Raw genomic sequence first — 21,696 nt, 5'->3', positions numbered from 1 at the left:
GCCGTAATGACTGAGGCAGAACAGATAGCCTATATCAAAGCTCATTTATCTGATGTTTGGTGGCGGTTGAATAACCTATACAAGATAGTCAATGAAGATGGCGAGCTAGTGACCTTTCGCATGCGCCCTGCACAGCGAGAGTTGTTCAAGAATATGCACTATCGAAATATCATTCTAAAAGCTCGCCAACTAGGCTTCTCAACAGGTATAGATATCTACCTTCTAGATCAGGCGCTTTTTAACAAAAATCTCTCCTGTGGGATCATCGCTCAGGATTTACCGGCGGCAGGGGAAATATTCAGTACTAAAATATCTATTCCGTTCGATAACTTGCCTGCTTGGTTACGCGCAACGTTTCAAATCAATACCCGACGTGAAGGTGCCAATGGAGGGCATATAGAATTTGCTCATGGTTCAAAGATCCGCGTATCAACCTCATTTCGCTCAGGGACGGTTCAACGGCTACATATTTCAGAGCATGGAAAAATTTGCGCCAAGTATCCGGCCAAGGCGAAAGAGGTCAGAACGGGAACGCTCAACGCCATCAAAGACGGCTGCATTGTATTTATTGAAAGCACTGCTGAAGGCGTAGGCGGCGATTTCCACACCATGAGCACGCGAGCAATGGATTTAGGCCAATTAAATCTACCGCTCACATCACAAGATTATAAATTCCATTTCTTTGCCTGGTGGCAAGATCCTAAATATCAAACTTCAGTGCCAACTGGCGGTCTGCGTTTAAGTAAATACCATCAGGAGTATTTTGCTGCTGTTGAGCAAACGATGGGTATCACTTTGCTCGATGAACAAAAGCAGTGGTATATCCGCAAAGAGATTGAGCAGCAGGAGGAAATGAAACAGGAATTCCCTAGCACGCCATCTGAGGCATTTCTAACATCTGGCCGCCGCGTATTCGCCGCCATCAATGTCATGCAGGCCGAAGGTCAGTGTAAGTCTCCGTTGCTGGTATATGACATTGAGCCAGTAACCGGTAAACGAACCAAAGTTCAGGCATTACGTGCTGGCAATGCAGAAGAACTTCAACGCACGCTACTGAATCACTTATTAGTTTGGGAGTTGCCAGACCCTGATGAAGATTACGCCATTGGTGGGGATGTGGCTGAGGGTTTGGAAAATCGTGACCGATCATCATTTGATGTGGTGAAAAAGTCTACCGGGGAACAGGTCGCCCACTGGTTCGGCTACCTGGATGCTGAGTTATTCGCCCAACTTATAGCCCACGTTGGCCGCTGGTACAACATGGCATTTATCGGTCCAGAACGAAACAACCACGGCCACGCAGTCATACAGAAGTTACGTGAAGTTTACCCACACCGTTCTATCTACTCAGAGCAATACCTCGACCGTGATCATGATGATGAAACACCAAAGCTTGGCTGGCTAACTACAGCACAAAGCAAGCCGGTCATTATTGAAGGACTTAAGTCACTGCTTCGTGAGAATGCTTCTGGAGTCCGCTGGATTGGCACCATCAATGAATTGAATACCTACGTTTATGACGCAAGAGGTCGCATGAATGCCCAAACGGGTTGTTTTGATGACCAGGTGATGAGCTATGCCATTGCACAAGAAATGCGTGCGCGAATGCCTGCACGTCCGAAACACCAACCTATTGACCGTTCTAAACCTAAACACTGGATGGCTATCTGATGAATATCCCAACTAATGAATCTGAGGTTACTCAATCTCAGTCAGCAAACCGTGACCGCTTTACTCTTGAGCGATTGATGGATATCTCTTCGGATATTGACCATCAGCCAGACTGGCGCACTAACGCCAATACCGCCTGCGCCTATTACGATGGTGACCAGCTTGCACCGGAAGTGGTAGCAAAGCTACGAGAACGCGGACAACCGTTAACGCAACATAACCTTATCGCTCCGACTATCGACGGCGTGCTGGGCATGGAGGCTAAGACCCGCACCGATCTAATGGTGATTGCTGATGATCCTAATGAAGAAATGGAAGTGATGGCCGAAGCAGTCAATGCTGAGTTTGCTGATGCCTGCCGACTAAGTGGTTTGAATAAGGCCCGCAGTGATGCTTATGCCGAGCAAATTAAAGCCGGGCTATCGTGGGTTGAGGTGCGCCGCAACAGTGACCCATTCGATAATAAATTTAAAGTGTCTACCGTTCATCGTAATGAGGTGTTCTGGGATTGGTTCAGCCGCGAGGCGGATCTGAGTGATTGCCGTTGGTTGATGCGTAAGCGTTGGCTGGATGTAGATGAGGTGAAAGGGACATTCCCCGACAAATCGCAAATTATCGATTATTCCCTCAATGAGTGGAAAGGCTTTGTTGATACCGAACTGGCGGCCGGGCAAGAATCGGATCTGATGAGCGCCTATGAAGAGTATCAATCGTGGAGCCGTGAGAGCACCGAATGGGTATCATCCAACCGTAAGCGCGTATTGCTTCAGGTTATCTACTATCGGACCTTCCAGCGCCTGCCAATCCTGCAATTAAGCAATGGCCGCGTTGTAGAATATGACAAGAACAACGTTATGCATGCTGTGGCTGTGGCCACTGACCGGGTTCAGGTCACCATGGCTCGTGTCAGCCGGATCCGTGAGTCGTGGTTTGTCGGTCCTCATTTCATCATTGACCGCCCATGTACAGCGCCGCAAGGTATGTTTCCACTGATTCCGTTCTGGGGCTATCGCAAAGATAAAACGGGAGCGCCGTATGGTTTGGCCTGCCGTGCCATTCCCGCACAGGATGAAGTGAATTTCCGCCGCATTAAACTGACCTGGCTATTGCAGGCCAAGCGAGTGATTAAGGATGCGGATGCGACCAACATGACAGATAAACAGTTGGCCGAAGAAATTGAACGCCCGGATGGAGTGATTAACCTAAATCCCAACCGTGCAAATAAGACGACAGCTGCAGATGCATTAAACATCCAGCAAGACTTTCAAGTTGCACAGCAGCAGTTTCAGGTTATGCAGGAATCCATGAAGTTGATTCAGGATGGTCTGGGTGTTTACTCAGCGTTCCTCGGGCAAGACTCCAATGCATCCAGTGGGGTGGCGATCAGTAACTTGGTAGAGCAGGGTGCGACTACCTTGGCGGAAATCAACGACAACTATCAGTTTGCTTGCCAACAGGTGGGCCAGTTATTGTTGTGCTATTTGCTGGAAGAGTTAACCAAGCGCCGAAATTATCCGGTAGTGATTAATCGTGATGATCCACGCAAGCGCAAAGAGGTGGTATTGAATGCCGCCGAAGAGGCTGGCCGGATGAATAACGATGTATCACGGCTACGTGCGCATATCGCTCTGGCACCGATTCAACAGACGCCAGCCTATAAATCTCAACTGGCGCAGCGTTTGTCTGAGGTCATCACCGGCTTGCCACCGCAGATTCAGGTTAGCGTGTTGGATATGTGGGTAGAACTGTTAGACCTGCCAAATAAACAAGAATTTGTTGAGCGGATCCGTGGTGCATTGGGTACACCAAAATCGCCGGATGAGATGACACCAGAAGAACAGCAGGCGGCACAGCAGGAACAACAGCTACAGCAGCAACAGCAAGAGCTGGCAATGCGTGAGTTAGCAGCGAAAGTTGAACGCTTAGAGGCCGAGGCTAAACGCATTAATGCCCAGGCAGAACGTGAGACAAATTTAGCCAATGGTCAGCGCTTTAGTGATGCTTATACTCAGGCTAAAACGGGGCAGGTGCTGCAAGATATGCAGAATGTGACCGAAGAGATTGGTGCGTTACATGAACAGATGATGCAGACTATTCAGGGACAGATAGATCAGATTCCCTTAGAATAAATTATCGAAACAGACTGAGGGTTCTACCGTGTCCTTGATTTACCATTACTGCAACCCTGAGGCTTTCCTACAGATTATTGAGAAGAAGAAACTTTGGCTCTCTGCCACTAACAATATGAATGATTCTGCTGAGGATCGTTGGGTTGAAAATTCTCTTGGTAATGTACTACGAAGCATAATAGATGAGACTAATAATGATTGGTGTAATCAGGTATGGTCTTCTTTTACTGTAAGTAATTTGCCGAAGTATGTGGCTTGTTTCTCTACGGATGACGATTCACTTAGCCAGTGGCGGGCGTATGCACTGGATGGTGAAGGAGTTGCAATTGGGTTTGATGAATCCTGCTTTGGCTTGGGTGATTCACTACGCTTGCATGGCGAAACAGGAATTAAGCTGAGTAAAATTGACTATTTAGACACGCATGAATTAGAGCGGAAGATTAGCCTTTTACTGAATAAATATTACGTAATGCCTGGTAATTCTGAAGAATCTCTGCGTATCCTCGCCGATAAACTTAACGAGTTGGGCATGCAGATCAAAAATCCTGCATTTGAGGAAGAGAAAGAAAAGCGGATCATTTATTGGCCAACATCGTCCTTAAGTTACGATGTACCTAGGCTCGATCAGCCTGAACAGGTTGGCGAGTTAAGATATCGCATTGCTTCTGGCTATCTAACTTCTTACTATGAATTTGATTTTTCGGCACTAAATGCAATAGTTGATGTGGTATTAGGCCCGAAAAATAAATTCACGGAATATGATATATATAAATTTCTTAATATTAATGATGTGTTTGCAAAGCCTCGCCGTTCCGCTGCCACATACCGATAAATTATTAAACTTATTGAATTGATCCTAGATACGCGCTAAATTTCCCAAAGATGCACTACATTGCACTGAATTAAGCCTCGCCTAACCGCGGGGCTTTTTGCTTTCTGGTATCTCTGATTTTCATCTGAATTACTTGCCCACAATTCGTGGGCTTTTCTTTTTCTACCATCAAGGTTCATGCCGCTAAGCGCTCTTATCCAAGAGTGCTTATTCGCATGGGCAGCGATACGCCTTTCTCATTCGGATCTATCCGGTAAATAGTCATGCAGGAGTCATAACGTGGACATTGAATTAACAGGTAATGAAACGCCAGAAGAGTTGGAAGCACTGATCGATGGATTTGGTGATGTGGATATTTCTGATTTAACACAGACAGCAGCGGTAACGACTACCCCAGTTGCTGCTGTTACTGAAGATACCAATGCAGTAGTAAATACGGGCGATAAGAAAGACGAGCTGACGCCGGGCGCGACTACAGCACAAACCACGGAAGTTACACCAACCACGCAGGCTGCAATAGCTGAAGGCACTGAGAAGCCAAAAGGTATTCTCAGCAAAGACGGTCAGCACGTCATTCCTTACGATGTACTGGTGGCCGAGCGGACTGAAAAACAGCGCTTAGTGGGTACCAATCAGCAAACAGCAACTGAGTTAGCTGAAGCTAAACGCCAATTGGCTGCTTTAACCCATCAGATTAATTCGGCGGGTATGCAGCCGGTACCGTTACCTGAAAAAGCGCAGATCACGCCTGAGCAGATCAATGTCATCCGTGAAAACTTTCCTGAGATGGCGGCAGTATTGGACACTGTGGTGCAGAAAATCGATTACCTGCAACAAGGCCAGCCAGCACAAGCCACCAATCAGCCGAGTGGTAATCCAGTTGCAGATGCCATGAATGCCGTACCTGATTTGAAGTCATGGCAGGATCAAGACCCTGACCGTTTCACACTGGCGGTACACATTGATACTAATCTGCAAAATGACCCTGCATGGAAAGACAAGTCTTTAACTGAGCGCTTTGCGGAAGTAGCGAAACGCACCAAGGCTGCCTACGGTGAATCGGTCGAACCGGTTCAACAAGAGCAGGCTACGACCACCACCACCACTGCGGCCACGCAGACCACCGCAGATGTGCAACGGATTGCTGCTGAGAAACTAGCCGCTGCAACTGCGGCGACTCAAGTACCTGGCTCACCGTCAGATCTCGGCGTAACAACAACTCATACAGCTTCGCCCTTGGAGCAGGCCGCTAACGCTTCTCCAGATCAGTTACAGGCAATGTTTGCCGGTATGACTGATGCCCAAATTGAGGCGTTGTTAGACCAGGCAATCTAGTAATCCAATTGACTTAAACCTCAACCCGCTTTGGCGGGTTTTTTATTTATGGAGTATCTATGACGACTATCACCTCTGCCCAAGCGAATAAGCTGATGCAGGTAGCGCTGTTCACGGCTGCAAACCGTAACCGCTCATTTGTTAACGTGTTAACCGAACAACAGGAAGCGCCGAAGTCGGTCAATCCTGATAAGAAAGGTACTACCCAGACCAGCCACAATGCACCGGTTGTTCGTATCACTGATCTGCAAAAGCAGAAGGGTGATGAAGTAGATATGCAGATCGTGCACAAACTGTCTAAGCGTCCAACTATGGGCGATGAGAAATTGGCTGGTCGCGGTGAAAATCTGGCATTTGCGGATTTCGCACTGAAGATTAACCAAGGTCGCCATCTGGTTGATGCTGGTGGGAAGATGTCTGAGCAGCGTTTCAAGCACAACCTGAATAAGACCGCCCGCACTCTGCTGGGGACTTACTTCAATGATGTGCAGGACCAGTCTGCAACCTTCCATCTGGCGGGGGCGCGTGGTGATTACATGGCAGATGACACCATTGTGCCTCTGGCTGACCACGGTGAGTTTGGCAAGATCATGATTAACGATGTGTTGCCGCCAACCTATGACCGCCATTTCTATTCTGGTGATGCAACTTCAATGGAAACATTGGATGCAGCGGACCTGTTCACACTGGCCACTGTCGATAACATTGCATTGTTCCTTGATGAAATGGCTCATCCATTACAGCCTATCCGTATGTCTAAAGATGAGTTGGCTAATGAGGATCCGTACTTTGTTCTGTACGTGACACCACGCCAGTGGAATGACTGGTATACCTCCACGTCCGGTAAAGACTGGCAAGCAATGATGACCCGAGCAGTGCAGCGTTCTAAGGGCTTCGATCACCCGCTGTTCAAAGGCGAATGTGCCATGTGGCGCAATGTGTTGGTGCGTAAATATGGCGGTACACCCGTTCGCTTCAACGCGGGTTCTAAAGTGCTGGTATCCAATAATGACTTGGCGGCATCAACCAAGATCATCACCACCAGTACCACTATTGACCGCGCTATGCTGTTGGGCGGACAAGCACTGGCTAACGCTTACGGTACTGGCGATGGCGGCGGTTTCTTCGGTTACAACGAAGAGAAAGTGGACCATGGCAACGGTACTGAAGTCTCTATCCGCTGGATTAACGGTTTGAAGAAGATCCGCTTCAAACAGAAAGATGGCCGAGTCAATGACCACGGCGTCATGGTAGTGGACTCAGCGGTCACTCTGGGCAAGTAATCCCCAGTAATGCAACTGGCAGGCTTCGGCCTGCTTTCTTTTTGTCTGGAGAAAAATGTTATGACAATTATTAAAGCGCCTTCTATTGGCGATGCGGTATATCAAGGCCCGCAAGGAAACCTGTCGCTGGCTGAAGGGCAGATTATTTTGAAAGATGCTGCTGCCGGTGATGTGATTGAGTTTCTGGAATTGCCTATTGGTATGCGAATTTATGGTGTGAGTGTGGTCAGTGAAGCGCTTGGTGCAGGTGTAACCGTAGAAGTTAAGAGCGGAACCACCTCATTAGTGGCCGCTGCTAGCCATACCGCTGCTGTCGCAAAGAATGTGCCAATTGCCCCTTACAGTACGCAAGCAGCAGGTGAGAAAGTGACTGCGGTGATTGCCGGTGGCGCGGCAAATGGCCGTCTGGTCGTTAACATTTTGTACGTAGCTGTCGGTTACTAATTCCATATTATTCCCCTCTAAGCCCGCTTCGGTGGGCTTTTTGCTATCTGCTATCTGGAGTTTCCCATGCCTAATAAAATCGCAGTGGTCTATATCGGCCCAAAAGAAAAAAAACGTGACACCATTACCGGTAGCCGCTTGGTATTCCCGCGCCATAAACCGGTCGATGTTGAAAGTGCCATTGCCCATCAGTTGTTGGATTTCCCAACAGTATTTATTCGACACGATGAGTTGGAAAATACGCTCAATCTGCAACAAGCCTCAGAGCAAGAACATGCAGAGCTGGCTGCGCAACTTATAGAACAAGCCAAACTTGAGGCTGCAAAAAATAGTTTTGTCCTGAAGATCGGTGGTGATGATGTTGATATTGCCAAGCTGACTTCTGTTCAACTGGCAACGTTAGTCGAATCTGAAGATCTGGATATCAAGCAGGGCGCTCAGGAAAAGGTTGATGATTTCCGCGCTCGTGTTCGTGAAGCAATTCAGGCCAAGAACGCGGCTAGCACTGAGGCTGAATAACAATGGCAACACTTGACGCATTTCTACCAACCATACGAAAGCATATCAGCGGCCCGCTAGATATCATGATGAAGCAGGCCGCACTAGATGCAGCGATCACTTTTTGTCGTGAGTCATTGTTCTGCCGTGACGCTGTCACTTTTAATGATGTTACTCCGGGTACGACTTATATCCTGACGGACAGTGATCTGGTGAAATGCGTCAAGCGTCTACGGATATTAGACCTCACTAATCAGGTCAGTAATGCCAGTGCACCGGGTGTCATGTTGACGGCAGGCATTGAATTTACTGTAAAGTCTGCCAATCAAATCACTTTCAATCAGCCGTTTACCAAAGTGACTGTGGATTTTGCCATTGAACCAAAGCGCGATGTGACTGAAGTGCCGGATGTACTGGTAGACGACTATGCAGACGTGATCGCCATTGGCGCACTTGAAGATTTATTTATCATGCCGGGCAAACCGTGGACGGATCCGCAGCGCTCACAATACTTCGGGGTGCGCTTTGTCGATGGCTATCGTCGGGCATTCCGTGAGGCGCTGGATAACTCCCCGATCACCGCCTTCAATAACCCCGTTCGTAAACACGAGTTCTTCTAATGATCACCATTGCCGAGATTATTGGGCGGGTTAACACCCAGCTCAAAGATACTGCATGGCTACGCTGGCCGTTGGCGGAGCTATGTGATTATTACAATGATGCTGTCCGGGCAGTCATTCTGGCGCGACCTGATGCGGGAGCCACTACTGAAGTGATTACCACTGAAGTTGGGACTAAACAGACGTTGCCTGATGGTGCTATTCGCTTAATTGAAATGATTCGTTTAGTAAACGGCAGGGCATTAAGGCCGGTACCGCGCGATGTACTGGATAGCCAATACCCTGACTGGCATCAGATGACTGGCTCAGTCGAGCGTTACACCTACAACGAATTGACACCCAAAGTGTATTACCTGTTTCCGGGGGCGGTGCAGCCCATAGGTATTGAGGCGGTAGTTGCCAGAGTTCCGATGGCCGTTACTATCAATGATCTGACTGATAAAACGCCGGTACCGATTGATGAACTCTATGTGAATCCGTTGGTAGATTGGATGCTGTATCGTTCATTTAGTAAAGATGGTGACGCGGGGGCCAATCTCAATTTAGCTATGCAGCATTACCAGGCATTCAGTGATCAGTTGGGGGTTAAACAGAACTCTGAGAGTTTCGCCCAGCAATTGAAAGAGGCGCAGTATCAGGGAGGTGGACAGTGAGCGTAACAGTTTCCGGTATTATGATTAATCCGGTGGGTGAGCCGGTGGTCAATGCACAAATCACCCTTACTGCGGTAGCAAATAGTCTGACTGTCCTAAATACCTTTTCAGTTACTGTAAGAACAGACAACACAGGTGCATATCGCATCCAGTTGGAAGAGGGTAGCTACTCTATTACGGTGGCGGCCAATGGCCGTAGTTTTGTCTATGGTGCGGTTACGCTAGATGACACTACCGGCCCCAGCACCCTTAATCAGTTGCTGAAGCAGCAGATCATGGAGTCAGAGCTAACACCTGATGTGATCCTGTACTTCCGACAAATCCAACAGCAGGTAGCCAATGATCTGGCGACCATTAAGGTTTTAGAAAACAGCGCTAGTAACTCAGCTATTAGTGCCGGTCATTCCCGTGATGAAGCTAGGCAGTATGCCAGTGATCTCTCTGATGCATTAGCATTAGCAAAAGGGTATCGAGATACTGCTGTGGATAGTGCTACCACAGCCGCTGAGTCTGCGGCACATGCACTTGAAAGTGAGAGTATTGTTATCGCAAATGCCAATGCTGCTGCTTTGTCTGAAGCAAATGCATTGCAATATAAAAATTATGCCCAGTCAGCAGCCGATGAAGCATCAACACTAGCTGCCGAACAGACAGCCACTAAAATTAAACTGGCAGTTAAAACGGATGCAGATCGGGCTGAAGCCGCTCGTGAAGATGCCGAAACCGCACAATCAGCGGTTGATACGCAGGCAGATGAAGTTAACCGGCTTCATACTGAAGTGGGGCAATTAGCGTTATCTGCTGCTGGTAGCTCGAACAGTGCCGCACAATCCGCCACTGAAAGCGAGAGCAGTAAGAACGCCGCCGCTCAGAGTAAGCAAGCTGCTGTGGCCGCCGCCTCGGTAGCGGAAAATTCAGCAACCGCTGCTGCGGGGTTCCGGGGCGATGCTGAATTGTTCGCTGCAAGGGCGAAAGCATCAGCAGAAAGCATCGATGTGTCTGTGCTTGAAAAACAGATTAATGAGAAAGTTAGTCAGACAGTGTTTGATTTGGCTCTTGCCAATAAACTCACAATACAATCCACATTCTTATCTACAGATTTAAACTTGGCAATAACGTCAGGTATTTATCACCCAACCGCTGCGGCCCTCAACTTACCCTTGCAGGCTCTTGGAGTCATGGAAGTTTATGTTCGCCAAGGTGGTACCAGTCTTGTGCAGATATTCCATGCGACTGTGATGACGGTTGGTAATACGAATAGACATTTTGTAAGAATCGGGACTTTATCTGGCGGAGTGTGGTCATTCTCGACATGGGCTGAGCAGTATACGTCTCTTACAATGGCTCAGCTAGGAATTGGGCTACCAAATCAGTCGGATATTGCAAATTTCGACTGGCAGAATTTCGCATTCGCGTCTGGGGCTAATTACGTCACATCCTATAACTCATGGATTAACCCGCCCGCTGGCGTTACTTATAACGCCGGTACTCGCGTAAGCATTCGAGTGATTTATATATCGTCGGTTAACGGATCTCGAATGGGATTAGAGTTAACCCCGGATACAGGCGCAGATGCTAACTTTAAAGTTTATAAACTTCTGTGTGTAGGCGCGCCTGGCGCAAGAGTGTTTACTTTTCGTAAGATACAGAACTCTGCAATAGCTGTACCAATTTCCGAGGGTGGGACTGGAGAAACTACAATAGAAGGTGCTCGATCAGTCCTTGGGGGAGGATTACCGCTATTGCACTCATATCAGTCGGATACGCGTGACCACATCGAGGCCGGTGAAGCACCACAGGACGGACTTGAACTCAGTCGCGCCCTGTTCCCAGAAGCATGGGCTACGATTCAAGCAAAGAGGACGGTGATAACAGATGCAGAATGGTTGGCCGATCCGCTTAAACGCGGCTTCTTCTCGTCGGGCAACGGTACAACTACATTCCGCATCCCAGACAAGAACGGCAAGTATGCGGGGTCGCTAGGGGCTACTGTTGGTAGAGGGGACGGTTTAAACTCAGCGGGAACAGTTGGTTTTATTCAAGCTGACGCAATGAGAGCACATACACACGGTGTTCCAGTTAAATGGAATAGTTCTGCAGGAAGTAGCGTTGATGGGTTTGCCGAGATGGGTAGCTCAAATGCCAGCGGCGGAAGTAATATCAATACAGCATATTTCGGCGCGAACGAAACGAGAGTGTTGAACGTAACCACTTGTTGGGTGATTAAACTTGCTGGCTCCGCTTTCAACGAGGGGCAAATAAATGCGCTGGAACTGGCAACTCAAATAACATTGTTAGCAACGCGCGTAACTTCGCTCGAAGGTCATCAAAAATTCACATATCTTTATCCGGGTGGTTCCGCAGCCGCACCAGCCACCCTTGGATTATCACAGCGAATAGTGTTGGATAATCCCTTCACTGGCAGAAAAATAGACTATCGATGTGAAGTCCAGTTTGGTGGAATATGGGGAGTTGCGGGGTTCGGTAGTAACGTTGGATCGGGTTCTGTGTCAGTAGGGGCTTTAGCTATCCCGTGGGGGGATAATATTGTCGTCTGGAGTGGTAATACTTGGGTTGCACATGTAGCAGCAATGACCGCTAACTCATTCCCCTCAGCTAGCACTCTAACCTCCGTCCCTTATCGAGTTGCTGTGTGGACAATTGATGGATTGGGGGCTTAAACATGAAAACATACTCAGAGCTGGGGACTAATGTTGAATATATCAGCTATTCAGATACGTTTCAGTTACCGGAAAATTGCATTGTAATGAATGGCCCCAGACCAGATCCGACTTATTACGCAGGTGAGAATGGCGAATGGTTAGTTGGCCCCTCACCGCAAGTGCTGCAACAGATGGTTATTGAAGCCCGAGAAAATCAGACAACGATTTTATCACAGGCATCCGACATGATAGGTGCGCTGTCAGATGAAATTGAGGGGCTAGAAGATGGTGGCGATGATGTGCCAGATAAACTCCGTGCCGACTTAAAAGCGTGGAAACAGTATCGTGTGAAAGTAAAAAACATCGATGTTTCTCTAGCGCCAAATATAGAGTGGCCACCGTCACCGGAGCAGAACAGTTTAACCACTGTTGATATAAGCGAATTAACGCGCTAAATTACCCAAAGATGCCAAGCCTCACTTTTTAGTGGGGCTTTTTTTATGCCTGTTGGAAACCCCTCACTATGTCAGCTATCGATATCACCACCATGCGCGGCGAAATGCCTCGGGCGGTTCCACATCTATTGCCTGAGCAAGCGGCCACTGTAGCCAAAAATTGTCATTTTCGCCATGGAGTTATTACACCGATCATGGCTGATGTGGATGGTGTGAAAACCTTTAGCCTGAAACCAACAACTATTTTTCGGTACCGCGATGATTACTGGTTTGCATGGTCCGATATTGTTGACGCTATTCGCAGTCCTGTGGCACAGGATAAATATGAACGAGTGTATTTCACTGATGGCAAATATCCCAAGGTCACCAGCAATGAAATAGCAACTCAGGGTAACGGGAATTTTCCAGCGGTCAGTTTCCGATTGGGTATTCCTGCGCCAAGTAATGCTATTGAAGTCACGGCAATTACCCCGCCGGCTGATCATGGTGACGATGATCCGACTGATGACGATACGCGTTTCTATGTTGAAACCTACGTCACCGGCTATGGTGAAGAGGGACCGCCGGGGCCAGTATCGCAGGAAGTGACAATAGTTTACCCCGGCAGTACCGTAGACCTCGCCCTGCAACCACCAGGCAGCCAGAATTCAAATATTACCCGCCGTCGTATTTATCGCTCTGCATCTGGCGGCGGGGTTGCTGATTATCTGCTGTTGGTCGAGTTGGACGTTGGTGTTCTTACCTACCAAGATGTTTCACTGGATAAAGAGCTTGGTCCGGTATTGGAAACTGAAAACTTCCTGATGCCGCCGGATGAAATGATTGGTTTGTGTCTGATGGCAAACGGTATAGCCGCAGGTTTTGCTGGTAACCAAGTAATGTTCTCTGAGGCGTTTCTCCCCTATGCCTGGCCGGAAAATTACAAGCAAAGTACAGAGCACGACATTGTGGCTATTGCCCCTATCGGTGCTGGTCTGGTTGTCGGTACAAAAGGGCGGCCCTATCTGTTTAGTGGGATCACACCATCCAATATTACCAACGCCAAGTTACCCGTGATGCAAGCCTGTGTCAGCCGCCGCAGCATGGTGAGTATGGACAGTTTTGCGTTATACGCCTCACCCAATGGATTGGTATCTGTTGATGGTGCTGGCAATGCATTAGTCGCCACTGAGCAGATTATCGAGCCACGGCAATGGCGGAAAAACTTCAATCCTGAAAGCATCAAAGCGTGGCAGGTGGAAGGCGAATATCTGGCGATTTACCAGACGGCGAAAGGAACCAGCGCCGGATTCATTTTCGATCCACAAGCGATGGATATCCGTCATTTGACAACCGTTTTTGATACAGCATTTAATGATCTGGAGTCTGATACGCTTTACACCATTAAAGGCGACAAACTATATATCTCGCAAGTTAGTACCACACCCTTACCTATTACGTGGCGTAGCAAGCCGTTTCTTGCCCCACCGGGTACATCGTTTTCATGTCTGCGGATTATGAGCGAGAGTGCAATACGCGTGGGCGTCAATTTGATTGTTGATGGCTCACCGGTCTTGTCTTTGCCACCGGGAACCTTAATTGATGGGCTCCTGAAACTGCCTCCAATCACTGGACGTAAATGGATCATTGAGGTCTGGGGCTACGCGCAAGTTGATCGTATCACTCTGAGTACATCAATGTCGGAGATGCCAGCATGACCAAAGGTTTTCGCGCAGGTCGTGATGCGGCTGCTCTCTCTGAAAATATAGAGGTGTTGACCGGTCAGCGCGGTGATGGTCGCAATCGTGCTGTCACTTATGCCGAGTTGGCCGATCTGGATTTAGCAAAGTTACGGACTGGTGCTGGCGGTAAATTACAGCTCAAACCTAATCCAAATGATAATGCGGGGCCAGCCCCCGCGTTTCCGACTCAACCGCGAAACTTCAAAGCCAATGGGGGATTCGGTGCGGTACTCCTTGAATGGGAGATGCCAAATTATCGTGGGCATTCACTGACAGAAATCTACCGTAGCACTGAAGATAACGTGGCTAATGCCGTGATGGTTGCCAGCTCAGCAGCGGCGGTTTATGGCGACCCTGTAGATCCGGGATGGCAAGGTTATTACTGGATTCGCTTTATCAATGCCGCAGGTATGGCAGGGCCATTTAATGCCAGTGAGGGAACTCCGGCAAAAACGGCTGCGGATATTGATGAAATCATTGACCTGATTAATAAGGAGATTAATGAATCTCCATTAATCGGTGATCTGACCAATAGCGTCAATGATCTTGACCAGAATGGCGGCCAGGCATTTCAGAAAATGTGGAGCACCAAAGTTGATGCCAGCGGCATCACCGCAGGGATCGGGATTGTCGCGGGCAGGGATGCTGACGGTAAACCCATTGCTCAGGTCGCCATATCGGCCAGTCAGTTTTTTGTCTTTGATCCGAATAATCCAACCGATACCGGTTCCTATGCGATTCCGTTTTCTATTTCCGGCGGGCGAGTGGTCATTGATGAGGCTGCCATTCGTGAAGCCACTATTAAGATTTTGAACGCTCAAACGATTATCGCTGATGAAGTTAAGGCGGGAATCAGCATTTCAACGCCGACGCTTAATAGTGCCACGATAAATAACGGTAAGTTCACAGTTGATGCCGCCGGTAATCTGAAAATTGGCGACCTATTCAGTGTTTCAAATACGGGAAGAATCACTATTAGACAAGGTGCGGGCAGCATCGGCCTTGTTATCACTAACGAGAGAATAGAGGTTTATGATGAAAAAGGTGCGCTTATGGTTCGTCTTGGCAAGCTTGATTAGTTTAACGGCTTGTATGTCAGTGGGTAAGAATCCTCCACCTGAGTTTAATTTTAATGGTGTCTGGCAGTGTCGCGCTACGGTTTAGAAGTATTCCGTCCTGATGGCACATCTGTAGTCATGGACAATAAAACAACGGTCACCAAAATTGCCGGTATGGGCAGTAAGGGGCTTTCATTCGGGGAGTGGTATACCGGAATTGCAGTACCCGCTGGTTATGACTATTTCCTTTGGATGTCCTCCTATGCCTGGATTGATTATAATATCAGTGGTAGTCAATGGGTTCCCGGCGGATTTGCCTATCTTCAGCCTTATTTAGATGCCAATCGCATTCTACGAGTCACGCCGCACAGTCTCCAAAGTGTGATTCCAGCCTCATATTATGGTGCTTATATTTGGCCTAGCTCGGGCACATTGAGCGGTTATGGCATCCAATTTATGGGCGTTAATAACTTCACCGGCATAAGTAATATTAGCCAGTTCACGTGCCTTTTATTTAAGGGGGAAATTGACATATATGATGGCTGGCTTCCTAGCCATATTAATGCAGCATTCGCAGCCGATCAGGTCATGTGTTATTTCTACACGGAAGATACCAGCAAAACTATTTGTATTTCACCCTCCCCAGATGACCGCCGCTACCGTGTGTTTTACGTGAATGGCGGTGGTGGGGCGACAATCAGAGCCAAGGTTTGTATTTTTGGCAATGGTGCGTTAAATAGAAGTAAATATGGGTTAGAAATCTATTCAAAGCAAAACGGTTCAGTCGTTTATAACTCTGGCTACGATATTCTTGCGCGTCCTAAATTGGTCGCTCTAACAGGCGCAGGGTTAGGTTCAATGCGCAGTGTTGATGGTATCTCTCGGCCAATGTATGCACCGTGTAATATTGGTGCGATGTACAGTTATCCCTGGCAGGTTTATGTCTGGGTTAACAGTAACGGTACTCAGATTGGTCCCTCGTGGGGTTGGGCTCAGAATCAGCCAGCATCTCATGGTCCATTCACTTACTACGTCTCAAGTATCCCTATCATGGTGCTGGATGCTGCAAACTATTTTAAATTCTAAACTGGCACAAATCGCTAGCGATGCCGGTGATCCTGATTTGCTTATTCATGTCCAAGACGCCTGTCGTAAAAAGCAGGCGTTTTGCTTTTCAGCGGAAGATGCCGTGATAGTCCTGCGTCCACGAATGAAAGAGGGCATTCCCTATGTGGTGGTCTGGTTAGGTATCAGTAGCGGGCAGCAAGGTTTGGTTAAGTACACACCGGAAGTTCAGAGCCTCACTCGCATGATTGGCGGACGTTGGGCTGAGTTTTATACGGCACGTAAGGGGTTTATCCGAATTGCGCGGCGTCTCGGTTTTGAGCGTTTGGCCGATGAAGGTGGATTGATGAAATTCAAAATACCGATTTAATGTACATGAGTAGACAAGCGAAAGCCCCGAACTGTTAGCAGCAGTCGGGGCTTTCTACTTTCTGCACCTTGAAAAAGGCAAGGGAGAAGATGGGTGAATATTAACCTAGGAGAATGGGTTGTGAAAGCTCTAGAACTGTTTGAACGAAGTAAAACACTCCGGCGCATGTATTACTCAACTGTGCTGGTCGGCATTTTATATGGTGTGTCCAATGTGCTATCCGTAGTTCGTTGGTGGTGAAAATGGGAGGTCATTATGGGCAAAGGTGGCGGTAGCACCGAGGTTAAAGAAACCTCTCAGGAACTGGCAGCGGCTGAAATTGCGGGTAAACAATGGACGCTGTACCAGAACGAACTTAAGCCAATGGAAAATCTGTTTATTAGCAAAGTAGACAGTATGAATAACGAGTCGAAATATGACGATGCCGCTGGGACCGTCAACTTAGGTTATCAACAGGAGTTTGGTAAGGCACGCCAACAGGCGGCTACTGAATTGTCTGCGGGGGGCGTTGATCCGAGTAGCGGTAAATTCCAGGGAACACTACAAACGTTGCAAAGTGATCAGGTGGCAGGGCAAATCGACACTACTAACCGAGCACAAACCTCACAACAGGATAAATATGTCGCCGGCTTACAGGATGTTGTCGCTATGGGTTCAGGGCAAAAAGCTGATGCACTGTCTGGTTACAGCAACATTGCCAGCCAGAGTTTGAGTAAAGCGACCAGCGATGCACAGAAGTCACTTAGCGACCGACAGGCAATAGGGCAATTAGTTGGTGCTGCTGGTGGTATGGCCGCTCGTAATTATGGAGTCAAGGATGTCAGCAGCAAATCGACTTATGGACTCAAAGACGTGAGTAGTAAATCCACTGGCATCTTTGGCGGCAGCTAATGATAGGAGGTAGTTATGGGGCAAGCATCTGATACCTATGCCAATCTTATTCGTGATCAGTATAACGATTGGCTCACTCGTTTTTATCCAAAGCAAAAAGAGCTGATGGGTTTGGCTACCAGCGGCGAACTGATGAATCAGCAATTAACCCGCGTCAGTGATAGTTCTGCCAACAGTCTGCGTTCTGCTCAGCTGGGTACTCAAAATCAGTTGGCGCGTTATGGCACAACTCAAACGGCCAACCCGAACGATAACAGTTTAGGTTTGCGCTCGGCACTGGCCACTGCCGGGGCGAAGAATGGTATCCGGGAGGCTGAGCAAGATCGGCAGATGAATATTTTAACCGGTGGCAGTGCAAGCCTACGTGAGCAAATGAGTATTGGCGGGGGGAGTAACTAATGGGATACGGACTGATTGATGTTGCACGGGATACTCGGCAGCAGGCCATGCAAGGGCTAGGTGATGCTTCTAACCGCGAGATACAGCGTGAATCTGCAAATGAGCAGCTCAAATCCCAACAGAAACAGAGCCAAATGAGCATGATTGGCGTGGGGGCCGGTACTGGCATGGCGGTTGGTGCAACCTATGGCGCTGCGGGTGGGCCGATTGGTGCGGGTATTGGTGCCGCAGTAGGTTTGCTGGCAAGTAGTTTCTTCTAAAGGATCATTATTATGGGTGTACAAGGTTTAGCAGACGGCTTCTTGGCAGGCTTCAATACCGCGGATCAGGCTATCAGTCGTGACCGTGAACTGGGTTTGCGGGATGCGGCACAACAACAACAGGTTAAGGACTCTGACCGTAACTATGGTCTGGCGCAGGATCAGGTTAACTGGCGCAAAGAAACTGACAATCGTGATCATCAATATAAATCACAGCGTGATAGCGTGGGTGATGAGCAGTGGAATAAGAACTATGGCTTGGCGCAGGCTAGTCAGCGCACGGCAAATGCCAGCTTGGGCATGCGGGCGCAGGAACTCAATATGCGTAAGAACGAGTTTAATTTCCAACGTTCTCAAGCTGAGCGGCAGCAGCGCATGCAAGAAGAAATGCCGGTTGTTCAGGCGCTGTATAAGCAAATTGAAACCACCGGTCAGGTTGACCCTCAATTGTATGGGCAAATTTCAAAGGATAATCCGCTTCACCCTTCGCGTTTCTTTGGTAAAGATGCAATTGATAACGTGATGGAAATTAACCAGGTTATGCCGAAGGTGCTTTCAGGGGAAATGAACTACAACGACCCGAAAGTATTAAAAACGATGAATACTGTGCTGGCCCCCTATATTGAACGCAATATTGATGAAGTCGATCCAGAGTCAGGGAAGAAGATTAAGAGCAAAGAGTTGGCTCATATTGGTATCAGTGAAGATGGCAAATTTGTTATTCCCGGTCTGAAAGTCACTTATAGCGATGGTTCAACCGCCAACAAACCTATGACTCAATTCGGTTCCGCTGATGTGAATGATAACCAGGTAGCTAAAATCCCTATCGATGAGTTTATGAATAAGGTCAGAGGTTACAGCCAGATGGTTGGTCAGCTCAACCAACCAGATAGGGCCAAGTTCATTGGCAGCATGGTTAACCCGCCAGATAAAGCCGCTATGCGTCAGGAAAGTGAGGGCTACCGTAAAGAACTGCTGGATATTAGCAAAGATGAAGGTAAGCAACTGGCTGCCCTGAATAAAGACGGTGCCATGATGGATGAGAAGCAACTGGCCGCGGCAAAACAGGAAATAAAAAGCAACTCTGAGCAACGCCGCCAGCAAGCTTCTGAACTCTATGGTGTTGGTGGGGGCCGTAGTTCGCAAAATCAATCAGGTATTGACCCGGCAGAGTTGGAAGCATTTGCCGGTGAGTACCAAAAAGAGTTTGGTGAAGTTCCCGATCTGAATAGCCCGCAGGACCAACAGGCTTTTATGGCATGGAAGCAACAGCGGCAGCAAGTGAAAGAACCATCGCAAAATAAAGTAAACAAAAAAAATCAAAGCGACCCTTCAGTTGATAGTTTCACCGCTCAGCAACTGAGAGAGGTTCAGCGATTAAATCAAAGTAAAACAAAGTGATGATTTTCGATAGCTGTCACTATTGGAGCAGATTATTATGGTACATAAGTAGTTACTAATCGTGTACATTGTGATGTAACTCAATGAATCTGTGCCCGGTTGAAAATGGCAAAAATAATCCCAATAAATGCCCCTGAATTTTTATGTGTTTATGATGCGAAGTTTAGGGGAAAAACTTTAAAATTTCTTAATCAGATAGATACTAGAGTAATTATTGAGCATAAATCAGTCTTGATTGACTTACAGGAAGTGATTTATGCCTCTGCCGCGGCATCGTTGTTATTTTTTGCTATTGTGAATCGTGCTCAATTGTTAGTTCGTGATAACCAGGTAATAAGATTTATTTTTCCAAAAAAGAACCTAAATGTAAGTGGTCATCGATTTATTGTTAGTACTGGCTTGTCAAAAGCACTGTTAGCAAACTCTTTTGAGAAACTGGAGGAGTTAATTACAGAAGGTCGATATTTTCAATCAGGGGTAAATCCGAATAAGCATCTACAATCTACAACGCTAATGCTCGATAAAAATGCAGAGTTTACTTTTGAGCAGTTTTCGTTGCTTTCTATGGGGATCGGTGAGGCTATGTTAAATGTATCTCACCATGCTTATGAGACAGTAGGTGATATAGATTTTACAGAACAAGTTAGTGCTATGGGAGGAAGAAGATGGTGGCAATGTGCATGGTTTAATAAGGATGAAGACGAAGCTGTATTTATCATATGTGACCTTGGCCTGGGCATTGCTAAATCATATACATCACTACAGAGATATGGTGAGACACCGGATGAAACCTCTTCGGTAAAAGAAGCTCTAAGTTGTGGTAGATCTAGATTTGTCGGTTCTGGTAGAGGCAATGGTTCTGAAGATATTAAAAGACCTGTTGGTGAAGGATGTACGCAAAAGGAAACGTTGCTTGTTTTAAGTGGCAACTCCCAGTATTACTATACATCTGCAAATGCAGAGCCAATGTGCTATCGTTTAAATGAACATATACCAGGTACACTAGTTGAGTGGACTTTGGCACCCAAGAGGATTGCATTATGATTAAAATCATGATTGCTAAAGATTTCTCAAAAACTCCTTTCGGTCGTTATGTAACAGACAGCCCAAATAGCGCTGAGCGGTTTAGAAAGGAAATTTTGGCTCCCGCGTTTCGTGGGCAAGAACAGCCAGTTGAAGTTGATTTTTCTGATATATCATTAGGGGTGGGTTCTTCTTTCCTCGAAGAAGCTTTTGGTGGACTGGTTCGTAAAGAAGGAATAGACAAGAAAAGAGTAATAAATTGTCTAACAATCAAAAGCAAGTTGCCTATTTACGAACAACAGATAAGAAAATTTGTTGAAAATGCAGCGCCAGAGAAGGTGTGATAGAAACTAATGCCTGTTATGACACAATATGCATGGATTTTCAGCTTGGCTAGTCTGGTTTTTGTATGTATTGGCTGGCGGGTTGTCTACTGGAATGCGAGAAAGATAGCTACTAGAGCCGAGAGTAAGGCCGCAGCAGATCACCTTATTAAAATTTTGAATGAAATTTCAGATACAAGTGTTACTTTCTGGCTATCTGGTGGTTCTTCGATGAAAAGCCCAAACCAGTATTCACTGACCATTCTCGGGAAAGTGACGCAAGCTTATGAGTTTGTTAGTATTTTACAAAGAAGAGAAGTCAAAGTCGATGATGACTTCCTTTCAAACATAAGCATGAGGGCTACTTTAAATTGTGAGGTTGCACATATATTCAAACCAACATTACAAGCAGAACATGCGCAGGAATTGATGGAGTGTTGTATGAATATGATTTCACACATTTTTACTCAGTTTGAGTTATGTTATCCGCCAGCCAAAGAGTTTAACATTGATACTTGGGCTGATAGCTTAGGTCCAAATCGTGCTTAACTAAATACTAAGAATGCGCTAAATTATCCAAAGATGCCGAAGTGAGCTTTAAA

22 protein-coding genes are annotated in these 21,696 nt (G+C 47.2%); all 22 read left to right on the top strand.

The annotated features are described in order from the left end of the window. Positions 1 to 6 precede the first annotated feature (6 nt). On the top strand, positions 7 to 1,671 hold the full coding sequence (locus ACWJJO_RS12740) for a terminase large subunit (protein WP_050126903.1): 1,665 nt from the start codon (positions 7 to 9) through the stop codon (positions 1,669 to 1,671). Then, entirely contained in the window at positions 1,671 to 3,800 is a 2,130-nt protein-coding gene (locus ACWJJO_RS12735) for a portal protein (RefSeq protein ID WP_481091094.1), read from the top strand. Before ACWJJO_RS12740 ends, ACWJJO_RS12735 begins: the two co-directional genes overlap by 1 nt. 28 nt (positions 3,801 to 3,828) lie before the next feature. Next, positions 3,829 to 4,632 carry a DUF2971 domain-containing protein gene (locus ACWJJO_RS12730; protein WP_481091093.1) on the top strand — a complete coding sequence of 268 codons (804 nt, stop codon included), beginning with the start codon at positions 3,829 to 3,831 and terminating at the stop codon, positions 4,630 to 4,632. A gap of 279 nt (positions 4,633 to 4,911) precedes the next feature. Next, the gene (locus ACWJJO_RS12725; protein ID WP_481091092.1) at positions 4,912 to 5,967 is read left to right on the top strand and encodes a hypothetical protein; all 1,056 of its coding nucleotides are present in this window, start codon (positions 4,912 to 4,914) and stop codon (positions 5,965 to 5,967) included. 59 nt (positions 5,968 to 6,026) lie between these two features. Next, positions 6,027 to 7,250, top strand: a complete 1,224-nt coding sequence (locus ACWJJO_RS12720; RefSeq protein WP_050126839.1) for a N4-gp56 family major capsid protein — start codon at positions 6,027 to 6,029, stop codon at positions 7,248 to 7,250. Positions 7,251 to 7,310: 60 nt separating this feature from the next. Further along, positions 7,311 to 7,694 carry a hypothetical protein gene (locus ACWJJO_RS12715; protein ID WP_481091091.1) on the top strand — a complete coding sequence of 128 codons (384 nt, stop codon included), beginning with the start codon at positions 7,311 to 7,313 and terminating at the stop codon, positions 7,692 to 7,694. Positions 7,695 to 7,760: 66 nt separating this feature from the next. Next, positions 7,761 to 8,213 carry a hypothetical protein gene (locus ACWJJO_RS12710; RefSeq protein WP_481091090.1) on the top strand — a complete coding sequence of 151 codons (453 nt, stop codon included), beginning with the start codon at positions 7,761 to 7,763 and terminating at the stop codon, positions 8,211 to 8,213. Between the two features lie 2 nt (positions 8,214 to 8,215). Further along, on the top strand, positions 8,216 to 8,812 hold the full coding sequence (locus tag ACWJJO_RS12705) for a hypothetical protein (protein ID WP_481091089.1): 597 nt from the start codon (positions 8,216 to 8,218) through the stop codon (positions 8,810 to 8,812). Next, positions 8,812 to 9,465 carry a phage adaptor protein gene (locus ACWJJO_RS12700; protein ID WP_481091088.1) on the top strand — a complete coding sequence of 218 codons (654 nt, stop codon included), beginning with the start codon at positions 8,812 to 8,814 and terminating at the stop codon, positions 9,463 to 9,465. The genes ACWJJO_RS12705 and ACWJJO_RS12700 overlap by 1 nt, the downstream gene beginning before the upstream one ends. Further along, positions 9,462 to 12,146 carry a prophage tail fiber N-terminal domain-containing protein gene (locus ACWJJO_RS12695; protein ID WP_481091087.1) on the top strand — a complete coding sequence of 895 codons (2,685 nt, stop codon included), beginning with the start codon at positions 9,462 to 9,464 and terminating at the stop codon, positions 12,144 to 12,146. Before ACWJJO_RS12700 ends, ACWJJO_RS12695 begins: the two co-directional genes overlap by 4 nt. Positions 12,147 to 12,148: 2 nt before the next feature. Beyond that, positions 12,149 to 12,583, top strand: a complete 435-nt coding sequence (locus tag ACWJJO_RS12690; RefSeq protein WP_481091086.1) for a tail fiber assembly protein — start codon at positions 12,149 to 12,151, stop codon at positions 12,581 to 12,583. Between the two features lie 68 nt (positions 12,584 to 12,651). Then, the gene (locus tag ACWJJO_RS12685; protein ID WP_481091085.1) at positions 12,652 to 14,280 is read left to right on the top strand and encodes a hypothetical protein; all 1,629 of its coding nucleotides are present in this window, start codon (positions 12,652 to 12,654) and stop codon (positions 14,278 to 14,280) included. Further along, on the top strand, positions 14,277 to 15,383 hold the full coding sequence (locus ACWJJO_RS12680) for a phage tail tip fiber protein (protein WP_481091084.1): 1,107 nt from the start codon (positions 14,277 to 14,279) through the stop codon (positions 15,381 to 15,383). Before ACWJJO_RS12685 ends, ACWJJO_RS12680 begins: the two co-directional genes overlap by 4 nt. Before the next feature lie 117 nt (positions 15,384 to 15,500). Then, complete coding sequence (locus ACWJJO_RS12675; RefSeq protein ID WP_481091083.1) at positions 15,501 to 16,448, top strand: hypothetical protein; 948 nt, start codon at positions 15,501 to 15,503, stop codon at positions 16,446 to 16,448. After that, the gene (locus tag ACWJJO_RS12670) at positions 16,423 to 16,797 is read left to right on the top strand and encodes a hypothetical protein (RefSeq protein ID WP_050875399.1); all 375 of its coding nucleotides are present in this window, start codon (positions 16,423 to 16,425) and stop codon (positions 16,795 to 16,797) included. Before ACWJJO_RS12675 ends, ACWJJO_RS12670 begins: the two co-directional genes overlap by 26 nt. A gap of 255 nt (positions 16,798 to 17,052) precedes the next feature. Further along, on the top strand, positions 17,053 to 17,688 hold the full coding sequence (locus ACWJJO_RS12665) for a hypothetical protein (RefSeq protein WP_050875400.1): 636 nt from the start codon (positions 17,053 to 17,055) through the stop codon (positions 17,686 to 17,688). 15 nt (positions 17,689 to 17,703) lie between these two features. Beyond that, positions 17,704 to 18,087 carry a hypothetical protein gene (locus tag ACWJJO_RS12660; RefSeq protein ID WP_004712659.1) on the top strand — a complete coding sequence of 128 codons (384 nt, stop codon included), beginning with the start codon at positions 17,704 to 17,706 and terminating at the stop codon, positions 18,085 to 18,087. Beyond that, positions 18,087 to 18,347: a hypothetical protein gene (locus ACWJJO_RS12655; RefSeq protein ID WP_050126862.1), complete on the top strand. Its 261-nt coding sequence runs from the start codon at positions 18,087 to 18,089 to the stop codon at positions 18,345 to 18,347. The genes ACWJJO_RS12660 and ACWJJO_RS12655 overlap by 1 nt, the downstream gene beginning before the upstream one ends. A 12-nt stretch (positions 18,348 to 18,359) precedes the next feature. Next, entirely contained in the window at positions 18,360 to 19,748 is a 1,389-nt protein-coding gene (locus tag ACWJJO_RS12650; protein ID WP_481091082.1) for a hypothetical protein, read from the top strand. 105 nt (positions 19,749 to 19,853) lie between these two features. Further along, a complete protein-coding gene (locus tag ACWJJO_RS12645) occupies positions 19,854 to 20,792 on the top strand; it encodes a hypothetical protein (RefSeq protein WP_481091589.1) in 939 nt (312 codons plus the stop codon). After that, complete coding sequence (locus ACWJJO_RS12640; RefSeq protein ID WP_481091081.1) at positions 20,789 to 21,115, top strand: STAS-like domain-containing protein; 327 nt, start codon at positions 20,789 to 20,791, stop codon at positions 21,113 to 21,115. The genes ACWJJO_RS12645 and ACWJJO_RS12640 overlap by 4 nt, the downstream gene beginning before the upstream one ends. A gap of 9 nt (positions 21,116 to 21,124) precedes the next feature. Beyond that, a complete protein-coding gene (locus ACWJJO_RS12635) occupies positions 21,125 to 21,643 on the top strand; it encodes a hypothetical protein (RefSeq protein ID WP_481091080.1) in 519 nt (172 codons plus the stop codon). Positions 21,644 to 21,696 lie beyond the last annotated feature (53 nt).

The sequence above is a fragment of the Yersinia antarctica genome (assembly GCF_056636475.1).
The sequence above is the reverse complement of the archived record's forward strand: the minus strand, read 5'-3'. Positions and strand labels throughout refer to the sequence as shown.